The 18,643-nt window shown below is 64.2% G+C and carries 16 protein-coding genes; 3 read left to right on the plus strand and 13 right to left on the minus strand.

Translation table 11 applies throughout. The features are described 5' to 3' along the window. Positions 1 to 37 precede the first annotated feature (37 nt). The gene (gene desA / locus GEV38_RS01345; RefSeq protein WP_015268580.1) at positions 38 to 1,222 is read right to left on the minus strand and encodes a delta-9 fatty acid desaturase DesA; all 1,185 of its coding nucleotides are present in this window, start codon (positions 1,220 to 1,222) and stop codon (positions 38 to 40) included. Positions 1,223 to 1,368: 146 nt separating this feature from the next. Between desA and dibA the strand changes: the two genes are divergently transcribed. Further along, the gene (dibA, locus tag GEV38_RS01350; RefSeq protein WP_043935215.1) at positions 1,369 to 3,264 is read left to right on the plus strand and encodes a phosphodiesterase DibA; all 1,896 of its coding nucleotides are present in this window, start codon (positions 1,369 to 1,371) and stop codon (positions 3,262 to 3,264) included. A gap of 93 nt (positions 3,265 to 3,357) precedes the next feature. Here dibA and GEV38_RS01355 read toward each other — a convergent pair whose 3' ends face one another. From GEV38_RS01355 to tcyJ, 9 genes are all read right to left on the minus strand, one after another. After that, a complete protein-coding gene (locus tag GEV38_RS01355) occupies positions 3,358 to 4,002 on the minus strand; it encodes a methionine ABC transporter permease (RefSeq protein ID WP_008096606.1) in 645 nt (214 codons plus the stop codon). Continuing rightward, positions 3,992 to 5,101 carry a methionine ABC transporter ATP-binding protein gene (locus GEV38_RS01360; protein ID WP_015268582.1) on the minus strand — a complete coding sequence of 370 codons (1,110 nt, stop codon included), beginning with the start codon at positions 5,099 to 5,101 and terminating at the stop codon, positions 3,992 to 3,994. The genes GEV38_RS01355 and GEV38_RS01360 overlap by 11 nt, the downstream gene beginning before the upstream one ends. Position 5,102: 1 nt before the next feature. Then, complete coding sequence (locus GEV38_RS01365) at positions 5,103 to 5,903, minus strand: MetQ/NlpA family ABC transporter substrate-binding protein (protein ID WP_054573381.1); 801 nt, start codon at positions 5,901 to 5,903, stop codon at positions 5,103 to 5,105. After that, complete coding sequence (locus tag GEV38_RS01370) at positions 5,896 to 7,287, minus strand: LLM class flavin-dependent oxidoreductase (RefSeq protein ID WP_015268584.1); 1,392 nt, start codon at positions 7,285 to 7,287, stop codon at positions 5,896 to 5,898. Before GEV38_RS01370 ends, GEV38_RS01365 begins: the two co-directional genes overlap by 8 nt. Beyond that, positions 7,287 to 8,468: an SfnB family sulfur acquisition oxidoreductase gene (locus GEV38_RS01375; protein WP_015268585.1), complete on the minus strand. Its 1,182-nt coding sequence runs from the start codon at positions 8,466 to 8,468 to the stop codon at positions 7,287 to 7,289. Before GEV38_RS01375 ends, GEV38_RS01370 begins: the two co-directional genes overlap by 1 nt. Before the next feature lie 134 nt (positions 8,469 to 8,602). Continuing rightward, on the minus strand, positions 8,603 to 9,844 hold the full coding sequence (locus tag GEV38_RS01380; RefSeq protein WP_015268586.1) for an SfnB family sulfur acquisition oxidoreductase: 1,242 nt from the start codon (positions 9,842 to 9,844) through the stop codon (positions 8,603 to 8,605). A gap of 326 nt (positions 9,845 to 10,170) precedes the next feature. Beyond that, positions 10,171 to 10,929 carry an L-cystine ABC transporter ATP-binding protein TcyN gene (gene tcyN / locus GEV38_RS01385; RefSeq protein ID WP_013970435.1) on the minus strand — a complete coding sequence of 253 codons (759 nt, stop codon included), beginning with the start codon at positions 10,927 to 10,929 and terminating at the stop codon, positions 10,171 to 10,173. A gap of 2 nt (positions 10,930 to 10,931) precedes the next feature. Beyond that, entirely contained in the window at positions 10,932 to 11,600 is a 669-nt protein-coding gene (gene tcyL, locus GEV38_RS01390) for a cystine ABC transporter permease (protein ID WP_003255849.1), read from the minus strand. After that, positions 11,597 to 12,391, minus strand: coding sequence for a cystine ABC transporter substrate-binding protein (gene tcyJ, locus GEV38_RS01395; protein ID WP_054573382.1), 795 nt, complete (start codon positions 12,389 to 12,391; stop codon positions 11,597 to 11,599). Before tcyJ ends, tcyL begins: the two co-directional genes overlap by 4 nt. Before the next feature lie 392 nt (positions 12,392 to 12,783). Here tcyJ and epsC point away from each other — a divergent pair, with 392 nt between their 5' ends. Both epsC and betT read left to right on the plus strand, forming a co-directional pair. Beyond that, positions 12,784 to 13,716, plus strand: coding sequence for a serine O-acetyltransferase EpsC (gene epsC / locus GEV38_RS01400; protein WP_015268588.1), 933 nt, complete (start codon positions 12,784 to 12,786; stop codon positions 13,714 to 13,716). Between the two features lie 333 nt (positions 13,717 to 14,049). Further along, on the plus strand, positions 14,050 to 16,011 hold the full coding sequence (betT, locus tag GEV38_RS01405; RefSeq protein WP_173896059.1) for a choline transporter BetT: 1,962 nt from the start codon (positions 14,050 to 14,052) through the stop codon (positions 16,009 to 16,011). A 114-nt stretch (positions 16,012 to 16,125) separates the two neighbouring features. On the opposite strand, the gene tauD is transcribed toward betT, so the two are convergent. From tauD to tauB, 3 genes are read right to left on the minus strand one after another with little or no spacing between them, the layout of a single operon-like run. Next, a complete protein-coding gene (gene tauD / locus GEV38_RS01410; protein WP_015268590.1) occupies positions 16,126 to 16,959 on the minus strand; it encodes a taurine dioxygenase in 834 nt (277 codons plus the stop codon). Positions 16,960 to 17,007: 48 nt separating this feature from the next. Then, on the minus strand, positions 17,008 to 17,847 hold the full coding sequence (tauC, locus tag GEV38_RS01415) for a taurine ABC transporter permease TauC (RefSeq protein ID WP_023660882.1): 840 nt from the start codon (positions 17,845 to 17,847) through the stop codon (positions 17,008 to 17,010). Then, a complete protein-coding gene (tauB, locus tag GEV38_RS01420; protein WP_023660883.1) occupies positions 17,844 to 18,632 on the minus strand; it encodes a taurine ABC transporter ATP-binding subunit in 789 nt (262 codons plus the stop codon). The genes tauC and tauB overlap by 4 nt, the downstream gene beginning before the upstream one ends. Between the last annotated feature and the right edge of the window lie 11 nt (positions 18,633 to 18,643).

An 18,643-nucleotide genomic window follows, 5' to 3' on the forward strand; every position in this document is an offset into this window, starting at 1 on the left:
GCACGCCCAGCCAAAGGGGCGTGCCGATCAACGGCGGTCAGGCGCCGGTCGGGCGCAGGGAGTACGTCTTCAGCTGTGCCGCGAAGTCCCGCAGGGCGTGGATGCCGCTGGTTTCCGCCTCATGTACCCAGTCCTTCATGGCGGCCAGCATGTCGTGGCCGTTGGCGCTGGTGCGCGCCCAGATCTGCTGCAGGGCCAGGCGTTTTTCGTAGATGGTCTTCAGCGCCTGGCTGTGGGCGAGCATCGACTCGATGCGCACATGGTGACGGTCTTCCAGCAGGCTGGTCTCGCGCGACAACAGGCGCTTGGCGCGGCGGAAGTGATGGCGCAGCGAAGCATCGACGCGGGCCAGCTCCTGCTTGACCAGCGGGCCGATCACCAGCTTGCGGTACTGGGCCATGATCTGGAAGCGGTTGTTGAGGATGGCCATGGCGGTGTCCATGTCCAGGCTGGCCTTGCCTGCCACCCGGTGGGCGATGGGCGCCACGCGCTGTACCTTGGCCAGGCGCAGCAGGCAGAACAGGCGGATCCACGCCCAACCCATGTCGAACTCCCAGCGCTTGACCGACAGCTTGGCCGAGTTGGGGTAGGTGTGGTGGTTGTTGTGCAGCTCTTCGCCACCGATGACGATGCCCCACGGCACCAGGTTGGTCGCGGCGTCGCGGCACTCGAAGTTGCGGTAGCCGAGAGCGTGGCCCAGGCCGTTGACCACGCCGGCGGCCCAGAACGGAATCCACATCATCTGCACTGCCCAGATGGTGATGCCGATGGTGCCGAACAGCAGCAGGTCGATTACCGCCATCAGCGCGATGCCGCCCAGCTTGTAGCGCGAGTAGAGGTTGCGCTCGATCCAGTCGTCCGGGCAGTTCTTGCCATAGATGCGCAGGGTTTCAGGGTTGCGCGCCTCTTCCCGGTAAAGCTCGGCACCCTTGCGCAGCACCGTGCCCAGGCCCTTGTACAGCGGGCTGTGCGGGTCGTCGGGGGTTTCGCATTTGGCGTGGTGCTTGCGGTGGACGGCGGTCCATTCGCGGGTGTTCTGCGCCGTGGTCAGCCACAGCCAGAAACGGAAGAAGTGCTTGAGCGCGCCATTGAGCTCCAGGGCCCGGTGCGCGGAGTAGCGGTGCAGGTAGACCGTGACGCTGACGATGGTCACGTGGGTCATCAACAGTGTAATGCCGACCAGTTGCCAGGCCGAGAAGTCGAGCAGGCCGTTGTACCACATAGGTGTAAATACCCTCGGAATGCAGGAGGAGGGGCTGATTATCCCTTGGGCAGGAAATAAATACAGTTACCCGTTCAGATAGGAAGTCACGACATGTTTCAGCCTTTATAATGCCCCATCATTTTTCATGGGCAATTGCACCCGACATGTCTGTTTCCGTTCGCGACGCCTTGCGCATGGCCGCGCTGTATGTGGTGCTCTCGATCCTCTGGCTGACGCTGGCCGAGGTGGTGTTGCACGGCATGACCGACGACCCCCTGGCACTGACCGTGGGCCGGCAGATCAACGTGGTGGTCTGGGTGCTGCTCAGCGCCTTTCTGATCTATGTGTCGCGGGTGCGGCTGCTCGACTTCATCGGTGTTGGCGCGCGTATGCGTGGTGAAGACCGTGAACGCCTGCGCATGGCTGCGGCAGTGTTCGACAGCACCCTCGAAGGCGTGCTGGTGACAGACCGCCATGGCCTGATCGTGCACGTCAACCGTGCCTTCATGCGTATCACCGGCTACCAGCAGGACGAGGTCATCGGCCAGCGCCCGAACAAGTTCAAGTCGGGCCGCCATGGCCTGGCGTTCTACCAGCAGATCTTCGCCACTCTGGCGGAAAAGGGCGAGTGGAGCGGCGAAATATGGAATCGGCGCAAGAGCGGTGAAATCTACCCGCAATGGCAGACCATTTGCGCCATCCGCGACGATCAAGGCGAGCTCAGCCATTACGTGGCGGTGTTCAGCGACATCAGCGCGATCAAGCATTCTGAACAGGAACTGGCCTACCTGGCTCACCACGACCCGCTGACCGACCTGCCCAACCGCCTGCTGTTCAACGACCGGGTCGAGCAGGCGCTGGCCGCAGCCCAGGCGAACAAGCGTGGTTGTGCCCTGCTGTTGCTGGACCTGGACCATTTCCAGAGCATCAACGACGGCCTTGGCCACACCATTGGCGACCAGTTGCTGAAGCTGGTGGGCGAGCGCCTGGCAGAGGTGCTGCGCAGCGGCGTGACCCTGGCGCGCCTGGGGGGCGACGAATTTGGCGTGCTGGCGGAAAACTGCCATGAGGTTGGCCAGGCGGGCAAGCTGGCGCAGGGCATCATCGAGCGCATGCGCGAGCCGTTCCAGTTCGACGGTCACCGCCTGTTCATCAGCGTCAGCGTGGGCATCAGCCTGTTCCCCAGCGATGCCTTGAGTGCCGAGCAGTTGCTGCGCAATGCCGACTCGGCGTTGTACAAGGCCAAGAGCAACGGGCGGGCCTGCTATGCGCTGTACACCGAAGAACTGACCGCTCACGCCCAACACCGGGTCGAAACCGCCGGCGAGCTGCGCCGAGCCTTGGAGCAGGACGAGCTGCGGGTGTTCTACCAGCCGGTGCACGACCTGGCGACCGGCCGCCAGGTCGGCGTCGAAGCCTTGGTGCGTTGGCAGCACCCTGAGCGCGGCCTGGTTCCACCGGGCGAATTCATCCCGATTGCCGAGCGTACCGGGCTGATTGCCGAGATCGACGCCTGGGTACTACGCCAGGCGTGTCGGCAGATGGTGCGATGGCAGGGTGAAGGGCGGCAGTTGGCATTCGTGGCGGTGAACATTTCCAGCCGCCTGTTTGGCCAGCACGAGCTGTACCAGCAGGTGGCCGAGGTGCTGGACGACACCGGCCTGGCCCCGGCCTTGCTGGAGCTGGAGGTGACCGAGAGCGCAGTGATGGAGGACCCGGAGGTGGCGCTGGAGCAGTTGCATCGCCTGCGCGAGCTGGGGGTGACCTTGGCTATCGACGACTTTGGCACCGGTTATTCATCGCTGCTGCGGCTCAAGCGCTTGCCGGTGCAGAAGCTGAAGATCGACCAAGGCTTCGTTGCCGGGTTGCCGCTGGATGAGGACGATATCGCGATCGTCCGGGTGATCATCGCCCTGGCCCGCAGCATGGGTATGCAAGTGCATGCAGAGGGCATCGAGCAGGCCGAGCAGGCCAGCTTCCTGCTGCATGAGCAGTGTCAGCTTGGGCAGGGGTACTGGTTCGGGCGGCCGGTGCCTGCCGGGGATTTGTGCTGGGGTTGAAGGCCCCTTCGCGGGCATGCCCGCTCCCACAGGGATATCGTTGTATTCAAGCCCTGTGCAGTACCTGTGGGAGCGGGCGTGCCCGCGAAGAATTCAGCGCTTGTTCAAGCCTTTCGCCAACCGGTCTCCACCCAGTTGGATCAACGCCACCAACGCCACCAGCATGGCAATCACGGTCAGCATGATCTGGCTGTCGAAGCGCTGGTAGCCATAGCGGTAGGCGATGTCCCCCAGTCCCCCGGCACCGATCGCTCCGGCCATGGCCGAGGAGTTGATCAGGGTCACCAGGGTGATGGTGAAGCCCCCGACAATCCCCGGCAGCGCCTCTGGCAGCAGTACGTGCCAGACAATGTGCCAGCGCCGGCAGCCCATGGCCTGTGCAGCCTCCACCAGGCCGTGGTCGACTTCGCGCAGGCTGACCTCGGCAATCCGCGCGAAGAACGGAGTGGCGGCAATGGTCAGTGGCACCACTGCCGCCCACACGCCATACGTGGTACCCACTACCAAGCGGGTGAAGGGGATCAGCGCGACCATCAGGATCAGGAACGGGATCGAGCGGAACAGGTTGACGAATGCACCCAGCACCCGGTTCAGCAGCGGCGCCTCGAAGATCCCGCCCTTGTCGCTGGTGACCAGCAGCACCGCCATCGGTACCCCCACCAGCAGGGCGATCAGCGACGACACGCCGACCATCAGCAGGGTATCGAGCAAACCTTCCAGCAGGCGATCAAACCACATGGCCCAGTACCTCCACGTCCTCGGCCCAGCGGCGGGCGCGCTCCAGCAATTGATGGGTGTCGTGCGGCGAGTGCTGCACCGACAGGATCAGCTGCCCCAGGGCATGCTCGCCAATGGTTTCCACACCACCCTGCAGCAGGCGTACGCGGCCGCCAAGGTCGTTGAACAGGGCGGACAGTTCGGGCTCGCCGAGCAGGGTCAGCCTCAGCACCACGGCACTGTCGCGGCTTGCCGGGTTGGCCCGCAGGCTGGCTTGCAGCGCGGCTGGCAACCTGGCTTGCAACGGTGCCAGCAGGGTACGGGTGACTTCGTGGCGTGGTGAGCCAAACACCCGCCAGACCTCACCCTGCTCGACCACTTCTCCACGTTCCAGCACCACCACCCGGTGGCAGATATCGCGGATTACCGCCATCTCGTGGGTGATCAGCACGATGGTCAGGCCCAGGCGCTGGTTGATGTCGCGCAGCAGTTCGAGAATGGAAGCAGTGGTCTCCGGGTCCAGCGCCGAGGTGGCCTCGTCGCACAGCAGGATCTCGGGGTCATGCACCAACGCCCTGGCAATGCCCACGCGCTGCTTCTGCCCGCCGGACAGCTGCGCCGGGTACACGTGGTGCTTTTCCCGCAGGCCCACCAGCTCAAGCAGTTCGCGTACCTTGCGCTGGCGCTCCGCCTTGGCCACGCCGGCCACCTTGAGGGGCAGCTCGACGTTCTGCCACACGGTCTTGGCCGACATCAGGTTGAAGTGCTGGAAGATCATGCCGATACGCCGGCGCAGGGCTACCAGGTGGTCCTCGTCGAAGGGCGCGATGTCCACCTGGTCGATCAGCACCCGGCCCTGGCTGGGTTGCTCCAGGCGGTTGATGGTGCGCAGCAGCGATGACTTGCCGGCGCCGCTGCGGCCGATGATGCCGAAGATCTCGCCATGGCAGATGTTCAGGTCGATGCCTTGCAAGGCCGGTTGCGCCTGGCCCGGGTAGGTCTTGCCCAGGCCGATGAAGCGCACATGGGCTTCATTGACCTCCGGGCGCAGGGCCTGCTCCCTGGCCGTTGGCGGCAGTGGTTGTGTGGTGGGCGCCCGCAGCGCGCTGGCCTGGCTCATGTCAGCCCTCCCAACCGGCCTGGTAGAGCTTGCCGTGGGCTTTGTCCAAGGCTGCGCGCACCACTGGCGAGTGCTGGTAGATGTCGACGAACTTGGCCAGGCGTGGGTCGTCCTTGCTTTGCGGTCGAATGACGAACTGGATCACGTACTCCTTGTTCTCCAGGCCGTCGAACAGCAGTGCGGAGCCGGCGTCGAAGCTGTTGGCCAGGCGGATGTAGGCCGGGTAGCCCTGCACCAGGTCGGCGTCGTCATAGGCGCGAACCAGCTGTACGGCCTCGACCTGAAGGATTTTCAGTTTTTTCGGGTTGGCGACGATATCGTCCTCGGTGGCCTTGTAGCCGACCCCCGGCTTGAGGGTGATCAGCCCGGCCTTGGCCAGCAGCTGCAGGCCACGGCCGCTGTTGATCGGGTCGTTGGCGATGGCCACGCTGGCGCCTTCGGGCAGGTCGGCGAAGCTCTTGTACTTTTTCGAGTACAGGCCGACGTTGTTGATGATGCCCGGGGCGTAGGGCACCAGGTTGAAGCCTGCGGCTGCCTTGGCGTTTTCCAGGAACGGGATGTGCTGGAAGTAGTTCACGTCGATGTCGCCGCTATTGAGGCTGACATTGGGTGCGATCCAGTCGCTGAACTCGACCAGCTTCACTTCAAGGCCTTGCTTGTGCGCTTCTTCCACTGCGGCTTCCAGCGGGATGGCAAAGGCCGAGGTGGTGCCGATCTTCAGCGGTTCGGCAGCCAGCGCGCTGGCGGACAGACCGAGGGAGAGGGCAATGGCCGCGACGGGCCGGAACAATTTATCAAGCATGGTGCAGGGCTCCAGTCGGGGCAGGGGTAGAGGTAAAGCGGTAGGCCGAGCCAGGGTGGTCGGCGGGCAAATGCGGGTGGTCGGCCTGGAACAGTTTTTCGCGCAGGGTGCCTTCGGCATAGGCGGTCTTGTAGCGGCCACGCTGTTGCAACTGCGGGATGACCAGGTCGATGAAGTCCTCGAAGCTTTCCGGGGTTACGGTGCGGGTCAGGTTGAAACCGTCCAGACCGGTTTCATCGACCCAGGCGATCAGCTGTTCGGCCACCTGCTCGGGCGCGCCGACCAGGGTCACGTAACGGCCACCCAGGGCGTGCTGCTGCAGCAGGCGCCGGCGGGTCCAGACGTTGTCCTGCAACTGGCGCGTGGCCGACTGGATGGCGTTGCCCTGGCTGAAGGCAATCGGCTCGTCCAGGGCGTAGGCGGCGAAGTCGATGCCGGTGGACGCTGCGAAGTGCGCGACCCCGGCCTCGGCGCTGGCATGGCGCAGGTACTCGGCATGCTTGGCCTGGGCCTGCTGCTCGGTGGCGGCGACGATCACCGTGATGCCCATGAACACCTTGACCGCTTGCGGGTCGCGGCCAGCGGCTTGGGCGGCGGCGCGCACCTTGTCGACCTGGGCGCGGGTGGCGGCCTTGTCCTGGCCACTGATGAACACGCATTCGGCATGGTTGCCGGCGAAGGCCAGGCCACGCTGCGAGCTGCCGGCCTGGAACAGTACCGGTGTACGCTGCGGTGAGGGTTCGCACAGGTGGTAGCCGTCGACCTTGTAGAACTCGCCCTGGTGGTTGACCTTGCGCACCCTGTCGGGCCTGGCATAGACGCGCTGCTGGCGGTCGGCGACCACGGCATCTTCAGCCCAGCTGCCTTCCAGCAGCTTGTACAGCACCTGCAGGTACTCGTCGGCCTGGTCGTAGCGGCGGTCATGCTCGGGTTGCTGCGCCAGGCCCATGGCCCGGGCGGCGCTGTCGAGGTAGCCGGTGACGATGTTCCAGCCCACTCGGCCATGGCTCAGGTGGTCCAGGGTGGAAAGGCGGCGAGCGAACAGGTACGGCGCTTCGTAGGTGAGGTTGGCGGTAAGGCCGAAGCCCAGGTGGCGGGTGACGGCGGCCATGGCCGAGACCAGCAGCAGCGGGTCGTTGACCGGCAGCTGGATCGACTCCTTGAGGGTGACGTCCAGCGACTGGCCGTAGATGTCGTAGGTGCCGACGATGTCGGCGATGAAAAGCCCGTCGAACAAGCCGCGCTCCAGCAGCCGCGCCAGACTGGTCCAGTAGTCCAGGGTCTTGTACTGGGTCGAGGTGTCCCGTGGGTGGGTCCACAGGCCGTGGTTGATGTGCCCGATGCAATTCATGTTGAAAGCATTGAGCAGGATCTGCTTGGCCATCAGATGGTCCCCCGGCGTGGTGGGTTGGCATCATTGAGGTAGTAGTTGCCGATGGCGTGGTACTTCCAGCGCACCGGGTCGTGCAGGGTGTGCACGCGGGCGTTGCGCCAGTGGCGGTCAAGGTTGTGTTCGGCCAGTGTGGCCTGGCTGCCGCCCAGTTCGAACAGGGTGGTGCCGGCCGCGAGGGAAATCTCGGTGCTGATGGCGCGGGCCTCGGCCACCGCGATGGACGCGGCGGCCACGTTTTCGGCAGTGCTGTCGTCGCGGGCGCGGTCCAGATATTCGCCCGCGCGCTCCAGCAAGGCTTCGGCGGCGTGCAGACGGATCGCCAGATGGCCGAAACTCTTCAGCGTAAGCGGGTCATCGCTGGCCTTGTCCAGGCCGGAGTCGACCCAGGGGCGGCTGCGGGTGCGCACGAAGTGCAGGGCATCTTCGTATGCGGCGCGGGCGATGCCGGTGTCGATGGCGGCATGAAGGATCTGCGCCAGCGGGCCGACCGGGGTGGGGCGTTCGAAGGCGCTCTGGAACGGCACCACGTCGGCGGCACTGACATACACGTTATCGAACACCACCGAGCCGCTGCCGGTGGTGCGCTGGCCGAAGCCGCTCCAGTCGTCGATCACCTGCAGGCCCTGGCTGTCGGCCGGGACGAAGGCCAGGTGCTGCACGCCCTGCTCATCGACCACCGAAGTGGGAATGCGCTGGGCGTATATGGCGCCGGTGGAGTAGAACTTGCGGCCGTTGATGCGAAAACCATCGCCGTCGCGGGACAGGCGCGTGGTGCGGTCGTTGGCGGTCTTGGTGCCCAGTTCGGCCAGGGCGTTGCCGAAGCGGTTGCCCGCCAGTACTTCGGCGTAAAAGCGCTGTTGCTGTTCGGGTGTGCCGTTTACCCGCAGGACTTCCAGGCCGTAGAAATGGTTTTGCGGAATCTGCCCTAGCGAGCCGTCGGCCTGGGCGATGCGGGCGATTACCTTGGCCAGGGTGATGTTGGACACGCCGGCGCCGCCGAAGGCCTTGGGTACGCTGATGGCCCACAGGCCGGAGCGAGTGAACAGTTCCAGTTCGGCGTGCGGCAGACGGCGCTCGCGGTCGCGCAGGGCGCTGTCGCGGCGCAGGTGTCGGGCGACTTCTTCGGCAACTTTCAGGGCCTGGGTGTCGCTGGTGATGATGTTTGTAGTCATGGTGTTTCTCCGGGGCCTCGGGGCCGCTCTGCGGCCCATCGCGACACAAGGCCGCTCCTACAGGAGGTACGCGATCCCTTGTAGGAGCGGCCTTGTGTCGCGATGGGCTGCAAAGCAGCCCCAAGGCCCTTAAATCAGATCCAGGAATGCCGTGCAGGCAAGGTGCCGTTGAGGTGGTAAGCGCCAACTGCGTGGTACTTCCAGCGCACAGGGTCATGCAGGGTGTGCACCCGGGCATTGCGCCAGTGGCGGTCGAGGTTGAACTCGGCGAGGGTGGCGCGGCTGCCGGCCAGCTCGAACAGCTTTTCGCTGGCCTGCAGGGCAATCTCGGTAGTCAGCACCTTGGCCTCGGCCACCGCGATCGAGGCCCGCGCTGCGCTTGCTGCATCGATCGGCTCGGCGTTGACCTCGTCGAGGACCCGCGCGGCCTTGCGCAGCAGGGCTTCGGCGGCGTGCAGCTCGAGCTTCAGGCGGCCGATGTCGGCGATTACGTAAGGGTCGTCGCTGGCGCGGTCGACCTTGGCTTCGATCCATGGCCGGGCCTTTTCGCGCACGAAGCTGATGGCGTCCTCGATCGCTGCTTCGGCAATGCCAGCATCGATCGCCGCCTGGATCAGCTGCGAGGCAGCGCCCTGGATGTTGGGAATGTCGCGCTGGCGCCAGTTGTCGATCACCAGGTCGGCATCCACCGGGACCTGGTCGAGTAGCACGGTGCCGCTTGCAGTGGTGCGCTGCCCGAAACCGGACCAGTCATCGACGATGCGCAGCCCCGGGCTGCCTCGGCGGACGAATGCCAGGCGCTGGCGACCTTCGTCGTCCAGTGCCTTGACCGCCACCCAGTGGGCGAACAGGGCGCCGGTGGAATAGAACTTCTCGCCGCTGATGCGATAGCTGTCGCCGACGCGGGTGATCCTGGCCTTGAGGGTCAGGGTGTCCTTGGTGCCGCGTTCGGGGCCGGCATTGCCGATGCGCCAGCCATCAAGCACACTGCGGAAGATCACCGCCTGCTGCGCCTCGGTGGCAGTCAGGCGCAACAGTTGCAGCATGCCGAACTGGTTCTGCGGGATCTGCCCCAGGGCCGGGTCGGCGGCGCTGATGAGGCGGAACACTTCAGCCACGGTCTCGAACGACACCTCCGGGCCGCCATGTGCCTTGGGTACGCTGATGCTGCCAAGGCCGCTGCGGGTGAACAGTTCGATCTCGGCCCATGGCAGTTTGCGTTGCTGGTCGCGGCGGGCGGCCTGCTCGCGGGCGACCTCGGCCAGTTCGCGGGCTGCTTGCAGGGCTTCGGTGTCGTTGCGTAGAACCTTGGCCGGCAGCAGCAGGGGCGAGCTGTCGAGATCGCTGTGGAATTGGGTATCGGGTTGGCTGGACATCAGTACCGCTCCTTGGCTGCACTCAATGCCCTGGCGTTCCGCACTGGGGTGATCGTGATCCTGACCATTCCTGACCTCACAAATGAATTATGTCGCTAACAGCTGATCGCGACAGATGTGTGCTGGTCCGGTGGTCCGGTTTATATACCCTAATGCTTTATAAAAAGTTTATGAACTAACTCTTTGGAATATATATAGAAGGAGGGATTTGCTGTGGATGTACTGGCCCTATCGCCGGCAAGCCAGCTCCCACAGGACGCCACAGGTCTTGATTACTGTGGGGTATCTGTGGGAGCTGGCTTGCCGGCGATAGGGCCAGTGCAGGTTTACTCGGAGGCAGCAGTCCCCAGGAACTTGCGCAAGAACTGCCGGGTACGCTCTTCCTTCGGCGCCGCAAACAGCGCCTTGGCCTCGCCCTGCTCAACGATCACGCCCTTGTCGAAGAAGATCACCCGGTTCGCCACATCGCGGGCAAAGCTCATCTCGTGGGTAACGATGATCATGGTGCGCTTCTCCTCGGCCAGGCCGCGGATGGTCGCCAGCACTTCACCCACCAGTTCGGGGTCCAGCGCCGAGGTCGGCTCGTCGAACAGGATCACCTCCGGCTCCATGGCCAAGGCGCGGGCGATGGCCACCCGTTGTTGCTGGCCACCGGACAGGCGCCGCGGGTAGGCGTCTTCCTTGCCGGCCAGGCCGACCTTGGCCAGCAGGCGCCGGCCCAGTTCGATCGCCTGCTCGCGGGGTGTCTTCTTGACGATCACCGGCCCCTCGATCACGTTTTCCAGGGCGGTGCGATGAGGGAACAGGTTGAAGTTCTGGAACACGAACCCGGCCTGCTGGCGCAAGCGGCGAATCGCACTTTGCTGCCCACCCAGCGGGCGGTTGGCGTCGATGCTGATATCGCCAATCTGGATCTGCCCGGCATCGGGTGTTTCCAGCAGGTTCAGGCAACGCAGGAAGGTTGTCTTGCCCGAGCCGCTGGGGCCGATGATGGCCACCACTTCGCCGGGTTGTACTGTCAGGTCGATACCGTTGAGCACGGTCTGGCCTTTGAACCGCTTGGTCAGGCCTTTGACTTCAATCATGCTCAATGCTCCTGGTCATGCTGGTTGACTCGCGCTTCCATGCGGTTCTGGAAGTGCGCGAGGATGCTGCACAACACCCAGTAGATGACCGCCACCGCCACGTACATGGTGAACACTTCGAAGGTGCGTGCGGTGATCAGCTGGGCCTGGCGGAACAGCTCGGGCACCTGGATGGTTGCCGCCAGGGCAGTGTCCTTGACCAGCGAGATGAAGCTGTTGCCCAACGGCGGCAGTGCGGTGCGCAAGGCCTGGGGCAGGATCGCCCGGCGCATGGCCTGGACGCGGGTCATGCCGATACTGGCTGCAGCTTCCCACTGGCCACGGTCGATCGAGGAAATCGCCGCGCGCAGGATTTCGCAGATGTAGGCGGCCATGTTCAGCGACAGGCCGATCAGCGAAGCCGGGATCGGGTCGAGTTCGATGCCGATCTGCGGCATGCCGAAGTAGATGACGAACAGCTGCACCAGCAGCGGCGTGCCGCGGAAGAACGACACGTAGACCCGCGCCAGCCAGTTCAGGGGCAATATCTTCGACAACCGCATCAGTGCCAGGGCAAAGCCCAGCACCAGGCCGAAGAACATGCCGCCAACACTGAGCAGCACTGTATAGCCCGCGCCCTTCAGCAGGAAGGGCGCGGAGTCGACAACGAGTTGCAGGCTTTCAGCGATCATTTGGTGACATCGGCACCGAAGTATTTCTCGGACAGCTTGGCCAGCGTGCCGTCAGCCTTGAACTTGTCCAGCGCCTTGTTGATCGCTGCCAGCAGTTCCGGTTCACCCTTGCGCAGGGCCACGCCGCTTTCCAGGCGCGAGAAGGCATCGCCGGCCAGTTCGGTGTCCTTGGCTTTTTGCGCGTATTCCAGCGCGGCCAGGCGGTCGATCAGGATGGCGTCGATGCGGCCGTTGCGCAGGTCGGCGAACTTGCTCGGGTCGTCTTCATAGGTGCGTACATCGGCTTGCGGCACGTCCTTCTTGACCCATTGCTCGTAGTTGGTGCCCAGGCCTACACCGACCTTCTTGCCTGCCAGGTCTGCGGCCTTGTGGATGTTCAGCTGCTCGGCCTTCTTCTTCAGGATCAGCGCCTGGATGCCGGAGATAGTGTAAGGCTCGGAGAAGTCATACTTCTTCTTGCGCTCTTCGGAAATGGTTACCTGGTTGATCACCACGTCCAGGCGCTTGGATTCCAGTGCGGCGAGGATGCCGTCCCACTTGGTCGGCTGCACCTTGGCCTTTACCCCCAGCTCCTTGGCCAGCAGCTCGGACAGTTCCACTTCGAAGCCGGTCAGCTTGCCGTTTTCGTCCTGGAAGCTGAACGGTGGGTAGGTGCCTTCGAGGCCGACGTTGATCACGCCTTTTTCCTGGATGGTCTTCAGCTGCTCGCCAGCGAAGGCCTGACTGAGCAGGCCGGCACCCAGCAGGAGTGCCAGGCTGGCGTTGAGTAGCGGTTTGGCGAATTTCGACATTTCAGAGCCCCGCGCTTGTTGTGTAAGTAGTGGGTGGCGACTATAGGGTCGGCTGCTTAGGCCAGGAAATACTAAAAAATTATTTTGTTATTTCCTTTTGGTTTTTGCCAGGTGCTGGCTGCATTGAGGGTAGGCGAGGTTGCCTGCTCCGTCATCGCGGCTTATGCCTGACTTAGCGCAGGATGGAATAAAGCGTTGTTTTTTCCAAGGGATGGATTTGCCGTAGAGTGAATTGCATGTAGGCAGGTCCGGCCCTTTCGCGGGCTCGCCCGCTCCCACAGGTACTGCACAGGGCTTGGAATTTGTGCGGTCCCTGTGGGAGCGGGCGAGCCCGCGAAGAGGCCGGACCTGCAAATAAAAATGAGTTTGGCCTACTCAGGCAGGAGAAAACCGTGAGCGAACAATCTTCATCCGGGCACTGGCAGTTGCAGAGCATCGTCACCGGCCTGCGCGGCGCCCGTGAACAATGGCGCACCCGCAATGGCCGCAGCAGCGGCGAGCAGGGCGGGCGTGAGCTGCCTTCGCGCGAAGCGATGCGGCACATCCTGGAGCAACTGTGCGGCGCACTGTTCCCCATGCGCCTTGGCCCGGTCGACCTGCGCGAAGAAAGCGAAGACTTCTACGTCGGCCATACGCTGGATGCCGCCCTGACCGCCCTGCTGGCCCAGGCCCGCCTGGAGCTGCGCTACGCCGCACGACAAAGCAAGGGCGAACTGGCCGGCGTCGATGCTCATGCGCTGAGCCTGGTGCAGGGATTCGCCGCCGCCCTGCCGGGCCTGCGCGTGCTGCTGGACACCGACGTTCTGGCCGCCTATCACGGCGACCCGGCTGCGCGCAGTGTCGATGAAGTGCTGCTGTGCTACCCGGGCATCCTGGCGATCATCCACCATCGCCTGGCGCACCATCTGTACCAGGCCGGCCTGCCGCTGCTGGCGCGGATCAGCTCGGAGCTGGCGCATTCGGCCACGGGGATCGACATTCACCCCGGGGCGCAGATCGGCCCGAGCTTCTTCATCGACCACGGTACCGGCGTGGTGATTGGCGAAACCGCGATCATCGGCGAGCGTGTGCGCATCTACCAGGCGGTGACCCTGGGCGCCAAGCGCTTCCCCAGCGATGAATCGGGCACCTTGCACAAGGGGCTGCCACGCCACCCGATCGTTGAGGACGATGTGGTGATCTATGCGGGGGCCACGGTGCTGGGGCGGATCACCATCGGCAAAGGCTCGACCATTGGCGGTAATGTGTGGCTGACTCGCAGTGTGCCGGCCGAGAGCAACATTACCCAGGCCAACCTGCAGCTGGATTGCCAGGACAAGAACTGATCTGGCATTTCATTGGCCTGTACCGGCCACTTCGCGGGCTTGCCCGCTCCCACAGCTACTGCACAAAATTCAATGTTCGTGCGGTCCCTGTGGGAGTGGGCGAGCCCGCGAAGAGGTCAGTGCAGGAGGGCACCAATCAGCGCCCCAATTCGCATTGAAATCCGATCCATGTTTAACTTGAACGCTTGTTCAATGAAAAAACGCTGGTCCGCTGCCGGTGTTCAACAGGAGGATTCCTTTGCTGAACCCGTTCATTCCGAGCCTTACGTCATTCGACGAGGTGCGCCCCCAATGAGTGCACCGAACCCTTCCCTTGCCAATGGCAAGATCCGCATGAACCCCCCGGTGTTCTATTTCGCGGCAAGTTTCATCCTCATCTTCGGCCTCGTGGTCATTTCCTATCCACAAGCAGCAGGCGATTGGTTGCTGGCGGCGCAGAACTGGGCGGCCAACACGGTCGGCTGGTACTACATGCTGGCGATGACGCTGTACCTGGTCTTCGTGGTGGTCACCGCCTTGTCCGGCTACGGCAAGATCAAGCTCGGTGCCGACCACGACGAACCCGAGTTCAGCTACCTGTCATGGGCCGGTATGCTGTTCGCCGCCGGCATCAGTATCACCTTGTTCTTCTTTTGCGTGTCCGAACCCCTGACCCACATGCTGCAGCCGCCCCAGGGCGAAGCGGGCACGGCCGAGGCCGGGCGCCAGGCGATGCAGATCCTGTTCCTGCACTGGGGCCTGCATGGCTGGGGCGTGTTCGCCTTCGTCGGCATGGCCCTAGCCTACTTCGCCTATCGGCACAACCTGCCGCTGGCCTTGCGATCGGCGTTGTACCCGCTGATCGGCAAGCGCATCAACGGGCCGATCGGTTATGCGGTGGACGGTTTCGGCATCATCGCCACGGTGTTCGGCCTGGGTGCCGACATGGGTTTTGGCGTGCTGCACCTGAACGCCGGCCTCGACTACCTGTTCGGCATCGACCACAGCCAGTGGGTGCAAGTGCTGCTCATCACCCTGATGATGGGCGCGGCGGTGGCCGTGGCGGTCGCCGGGGTGGAGAAGGGCGTGCGGGTTATGAGCGACATCAACCTGTTCCTGGCCTGCGCGCTGTTGCTGTTCGTGTTGTTCGCCGGGCCTACCCAGCACCTGTTCAACACGCTGATCCAGAACCTCGGCGACTACCTGGGTGCCTTGCCGCGCAAGAGCTTCGACGTTTATGCCTACGGCGAGAACCGTGACTGGCTGGGCGGTTGGACGGTGTTCTACTGGGCCTGGTGGATTGCCTGGGCGCCGTTCGTGGGCCTGTTCATCGCCCGCATCTCCCGTGGCCGCACCATCCGCGAGTTCGTCTTTGGTGTGCTGTTGATTCCGCTGGGCTTCACCTTGGCGTGGATGTCGATCTTCGGCAACAGTGCCCTGGACCAAGTCATCAACCACGGCATGACAGCGTTGGACCAGTCGGCGCTGGATAACCCGTCGATGAGCCTGTACCTGCTGCTGGAGACCTACCCTTGGAGCAAGACGGTGATCGCCGTGACGGTGTTCATCAGCTTTGTGTTCTTCGTCACCTCGGCCGACTCGGGCACCGTGGTGCTGTCGACCTTGTCGGCCAAGGGCGGTGATGCGGACGAGGATGGGCCGAACTGGCTGCGTATCTTCTGGGGGGCGATGACCGCGCTGATCACCAGCGCGCTGCTGTTCGCCGGCAGCATCGACTCGCTGAAGTCGGCGGTGGTGCTGACCTCGTTGCCGTTCTCGCTGATCCTGCTGTGCATGATGTGGGGGCTGCACAAGGCGTTCTACCTGGAGTCGCAACGGCAGATCGCACAGATGCATTCGCTGGCCCCGTTCGCCCAGTCACGCCGCGGCCGTGGCGGCTGGCGCCAGCGCCTGAGCCAGGCGGTGCACTTCCCGTCGCGTGATGAGGTATACCGCTTCATGGACGACGTGGTCCGCCCGGCAATTGCCGATGTGCGTGAAGTGTTCGAGCAGAAGGGCCTGGTGCTGATTACCCAGGACGACCCGAGCCACGACAACGTCAGCCTGAAGATTGGCCATGGCGAGGAACAGCCGTTCATTTACCAGGTGCAGATGCGTGGTTACTTCACGCCATCGTTCGCCCTGGGTGGGCTGGGTACGCAAGAGTTGAAGAACCGCCGTTACTACCGGGCGGAGGTGCACCTGAGCGAAGGCAGCCAGAACTATGACCTGGTGGGCTACAGCAAGGAGCAGATCATCAACGACATCCTCGACCAGTACGAACGGCACATGCAGTACCTGCATCTGGTCCGCTAGATCGCTGGGGCCGCTTTGCGGCCCATTCGCAGCACAAGGCTGCTCCTACAAGGGATCGCGCTTCCCTGTAGGAGCAGCCTTGTGCTGCGAATGGAGGCCAAAGGCCTCCCAGTTTCAGAAGGGCGCATCCCCAAGGATGGTCGCCCGATGCATCACCCGCCGGTTCGGCCGGTAGTCATCCACCGCAAAATGCTGGGTCACGCGGTTGTCCCAGAACGCCACGTCATTCTCCTGCCACCGCCAGCGAATGCTGAACTCCGGCCGCGTCGCATGGGCGAACAGCAGTTTCAACAGTGCCTCGCTTTCCAGTTCGCCCAGCTCATTGATGCGCGTGGTGAACCCCTCATTGACGAACAGCGCCTTGCGCCCGCTCACCGGATGCGTGCGCACCACCGGGTGCGACAGCGGCGGGTTGTTCCGCCGGGTTGCTTCCCAGCGCGCCAGGTCTTCCGGCGTGGTACCAAAGCGCTCCAGCGGGAACGACTTGGTGAAGTCATGGGTGGCTGTCAGCCCGTCGAGCATCTCGCGCAGCGGCGCCGACAAGGCTTCGAAGGCAGCGATGCCGCTGGCCCAAAGGGTGTCGCCGCCGTAGGCCGGCAACTGCTTGGCGCTGAGTACCGCGCCCAGGGCCGGGGTCGGCAGGAAGGTCACATCGGTGTGCCACACGGCGTTGTCGCGCACATCGGTCACCGCCGTGTCGAGGATAAGCACCTGCGGGGTTTCCGGCACGTTGGGATAGATAGGGTGGATGTGCAGGTCGCCGAAGCGGGCGGCAAACCGCGCCTGCTGCTGCGGGTTGATCGGCTGGTCGCGGAAGAACAGCACCTGGTGCTGCAGCAGCGCCTGCTCGATGGCGTCTCGTTCTTCGACGGTGATATCGCGGCTGATGTCCACGCCGCTGATCTGGGCGCCGAGCGCCGGGCTGAGGGGGGTGATGGTCAGGCTCATGTCGGTCTCTTCAATCAGGCGCCAGGCTGCTGGCGTGGTCAACAGGATTCAGTGGCTCTGCCCGTGCCAAGGCACCAGTTTGCGTTGCAGGGCACGCAGGCTCATTTCCAGTGCGAAGGCGATCAGGGCGATCAGCAAAATCCCCAGCACCACCACATCGGTGACCAGGAACTGCGCCGCCGACTGCACCATGAAGCCCAGGCCGCTGGTGGCGGCGATCAGCTCGGCAGCCACCAGGGTCGACCAGCCAACCCCCAGGCCAATGCGGATGCCGGTGAGGATGTCGGGCAGGGCGCTGGGCAGGATCACGTGGCGGATCAGCTGGGCCTTGGTCGCGCCCAGCGACTGCGCGGCACGCAGCTTGGCCGGGTCGACCGTGCGCACGCCGGTGGCAGTGGCAATGGCAATGGGGGCGAAGATTGCCAGGTAGATCAGCAGCACCTTGGACAGCTCGCCGATGCCGCACCAGATGACGATCAGCGGCAGGTAGGCCAGCGGCGGGATCGGCCGGTAGAACTCGATCAGCGGGTCGAGAATGCCTCGGGCCACGCGGTTGTAGCCGATGGCGATACCCACCGGGATGGCGGTGAGGGTGGCGGCAAGCAGGGCCACGCCGATGCGCCCCAGGCTGGCACCCAGATGCTGCCACAGGCTGGCATCCATATAGCCTTGGGTCAGCAGGGTCCCGGCCTTGGCCAGGATGTCGGCGGGCGAGGGCAGGAATAGCGGCTCGATCCAGCCGGCCGCGGTCACCAGCCACCAGGCCAACAGCAGGCTGGCCAGGGTCAGGGTGCTGATCCAGCGGGTGGGCAGGGGGCGGCGCAGCTTGGTGGCTGGCCGGGGTTGGGTGTTGCGCTTGCCGGTGACCGGCAGGTCCAGGCTGCTCATGCGCGCTCCTGCAGGCTTTGGCGTTGAGAGAACACCCGCGCAAGTACGTGCTCGCGGGTTTCGATAAAAGCCGGGTCGGACTTGATAGCCCGCGCCGATTCACCCGCTGCGTAGCGCTGGCCGAAGTCCAGTTGCAGGCGCTCCACCACGCGCCCCGGGTTGGGCGCCAGCAGTACCAGTTCACTGGCGAGGAACACGGCTTCTTCGATGTCGTGGGTAATCAGGAACACCGGCTTGGCGGTGCGTTGCCATACCTGCAGCAACAACTCCTGCATCTGCTCGCGGGTGAAGGCATCAAGTGCGCCGAACGGTTCGTCCATCAGCAACACTCGTGGATCGGCTGCCAACGCCCGGGCCAGGCCAACACGCTGCTTTTGGCCACCGGACAATTGCCAGATACGCCGTTCGCCAAAGCCGTCGAGGTCGACCAGGGCCAGCATTTCGCGGGCCTTGGCCTCACGCTCGGCGCGTGGCACGCCGGCCAGTTCCAGGCCGAATGCGACGTTGCCCAGCACGTTCTGCCAGGGCAGCAGCGCATCGTCCTGGAACACTACGCCGCGCTCGGCGCCGGGGCCCTGGACGGGCACGCCGTCCAAGGTGATGCGCCCGCCGCTGGGGGCGACGAAGCCTGCGATGAGGTTGAGCAGCGAGGTCTTGCCACTGCCGGAAGGACCCAGGGCCACCAGCAGTTGGCGCGGCCCCAGGCTCAGGTTGATGTCGGCCAGTACCGGGGTTTCGGCACCAGGGTACTGTGCGCTGATGCGCTCCAGTTCGAGCAAGGCCATGGCAGGCTCCG

The organism is Pseudomonas sp. 13159349 (assembly GCF_013305685.1).
GTDB lineage: Bacteria > Pseudomonadota > Gammaproteobacteria > Pseudomonadales > Pseudomonadaceae > Aquipseudomonas > Aquipseudomonas asiatica.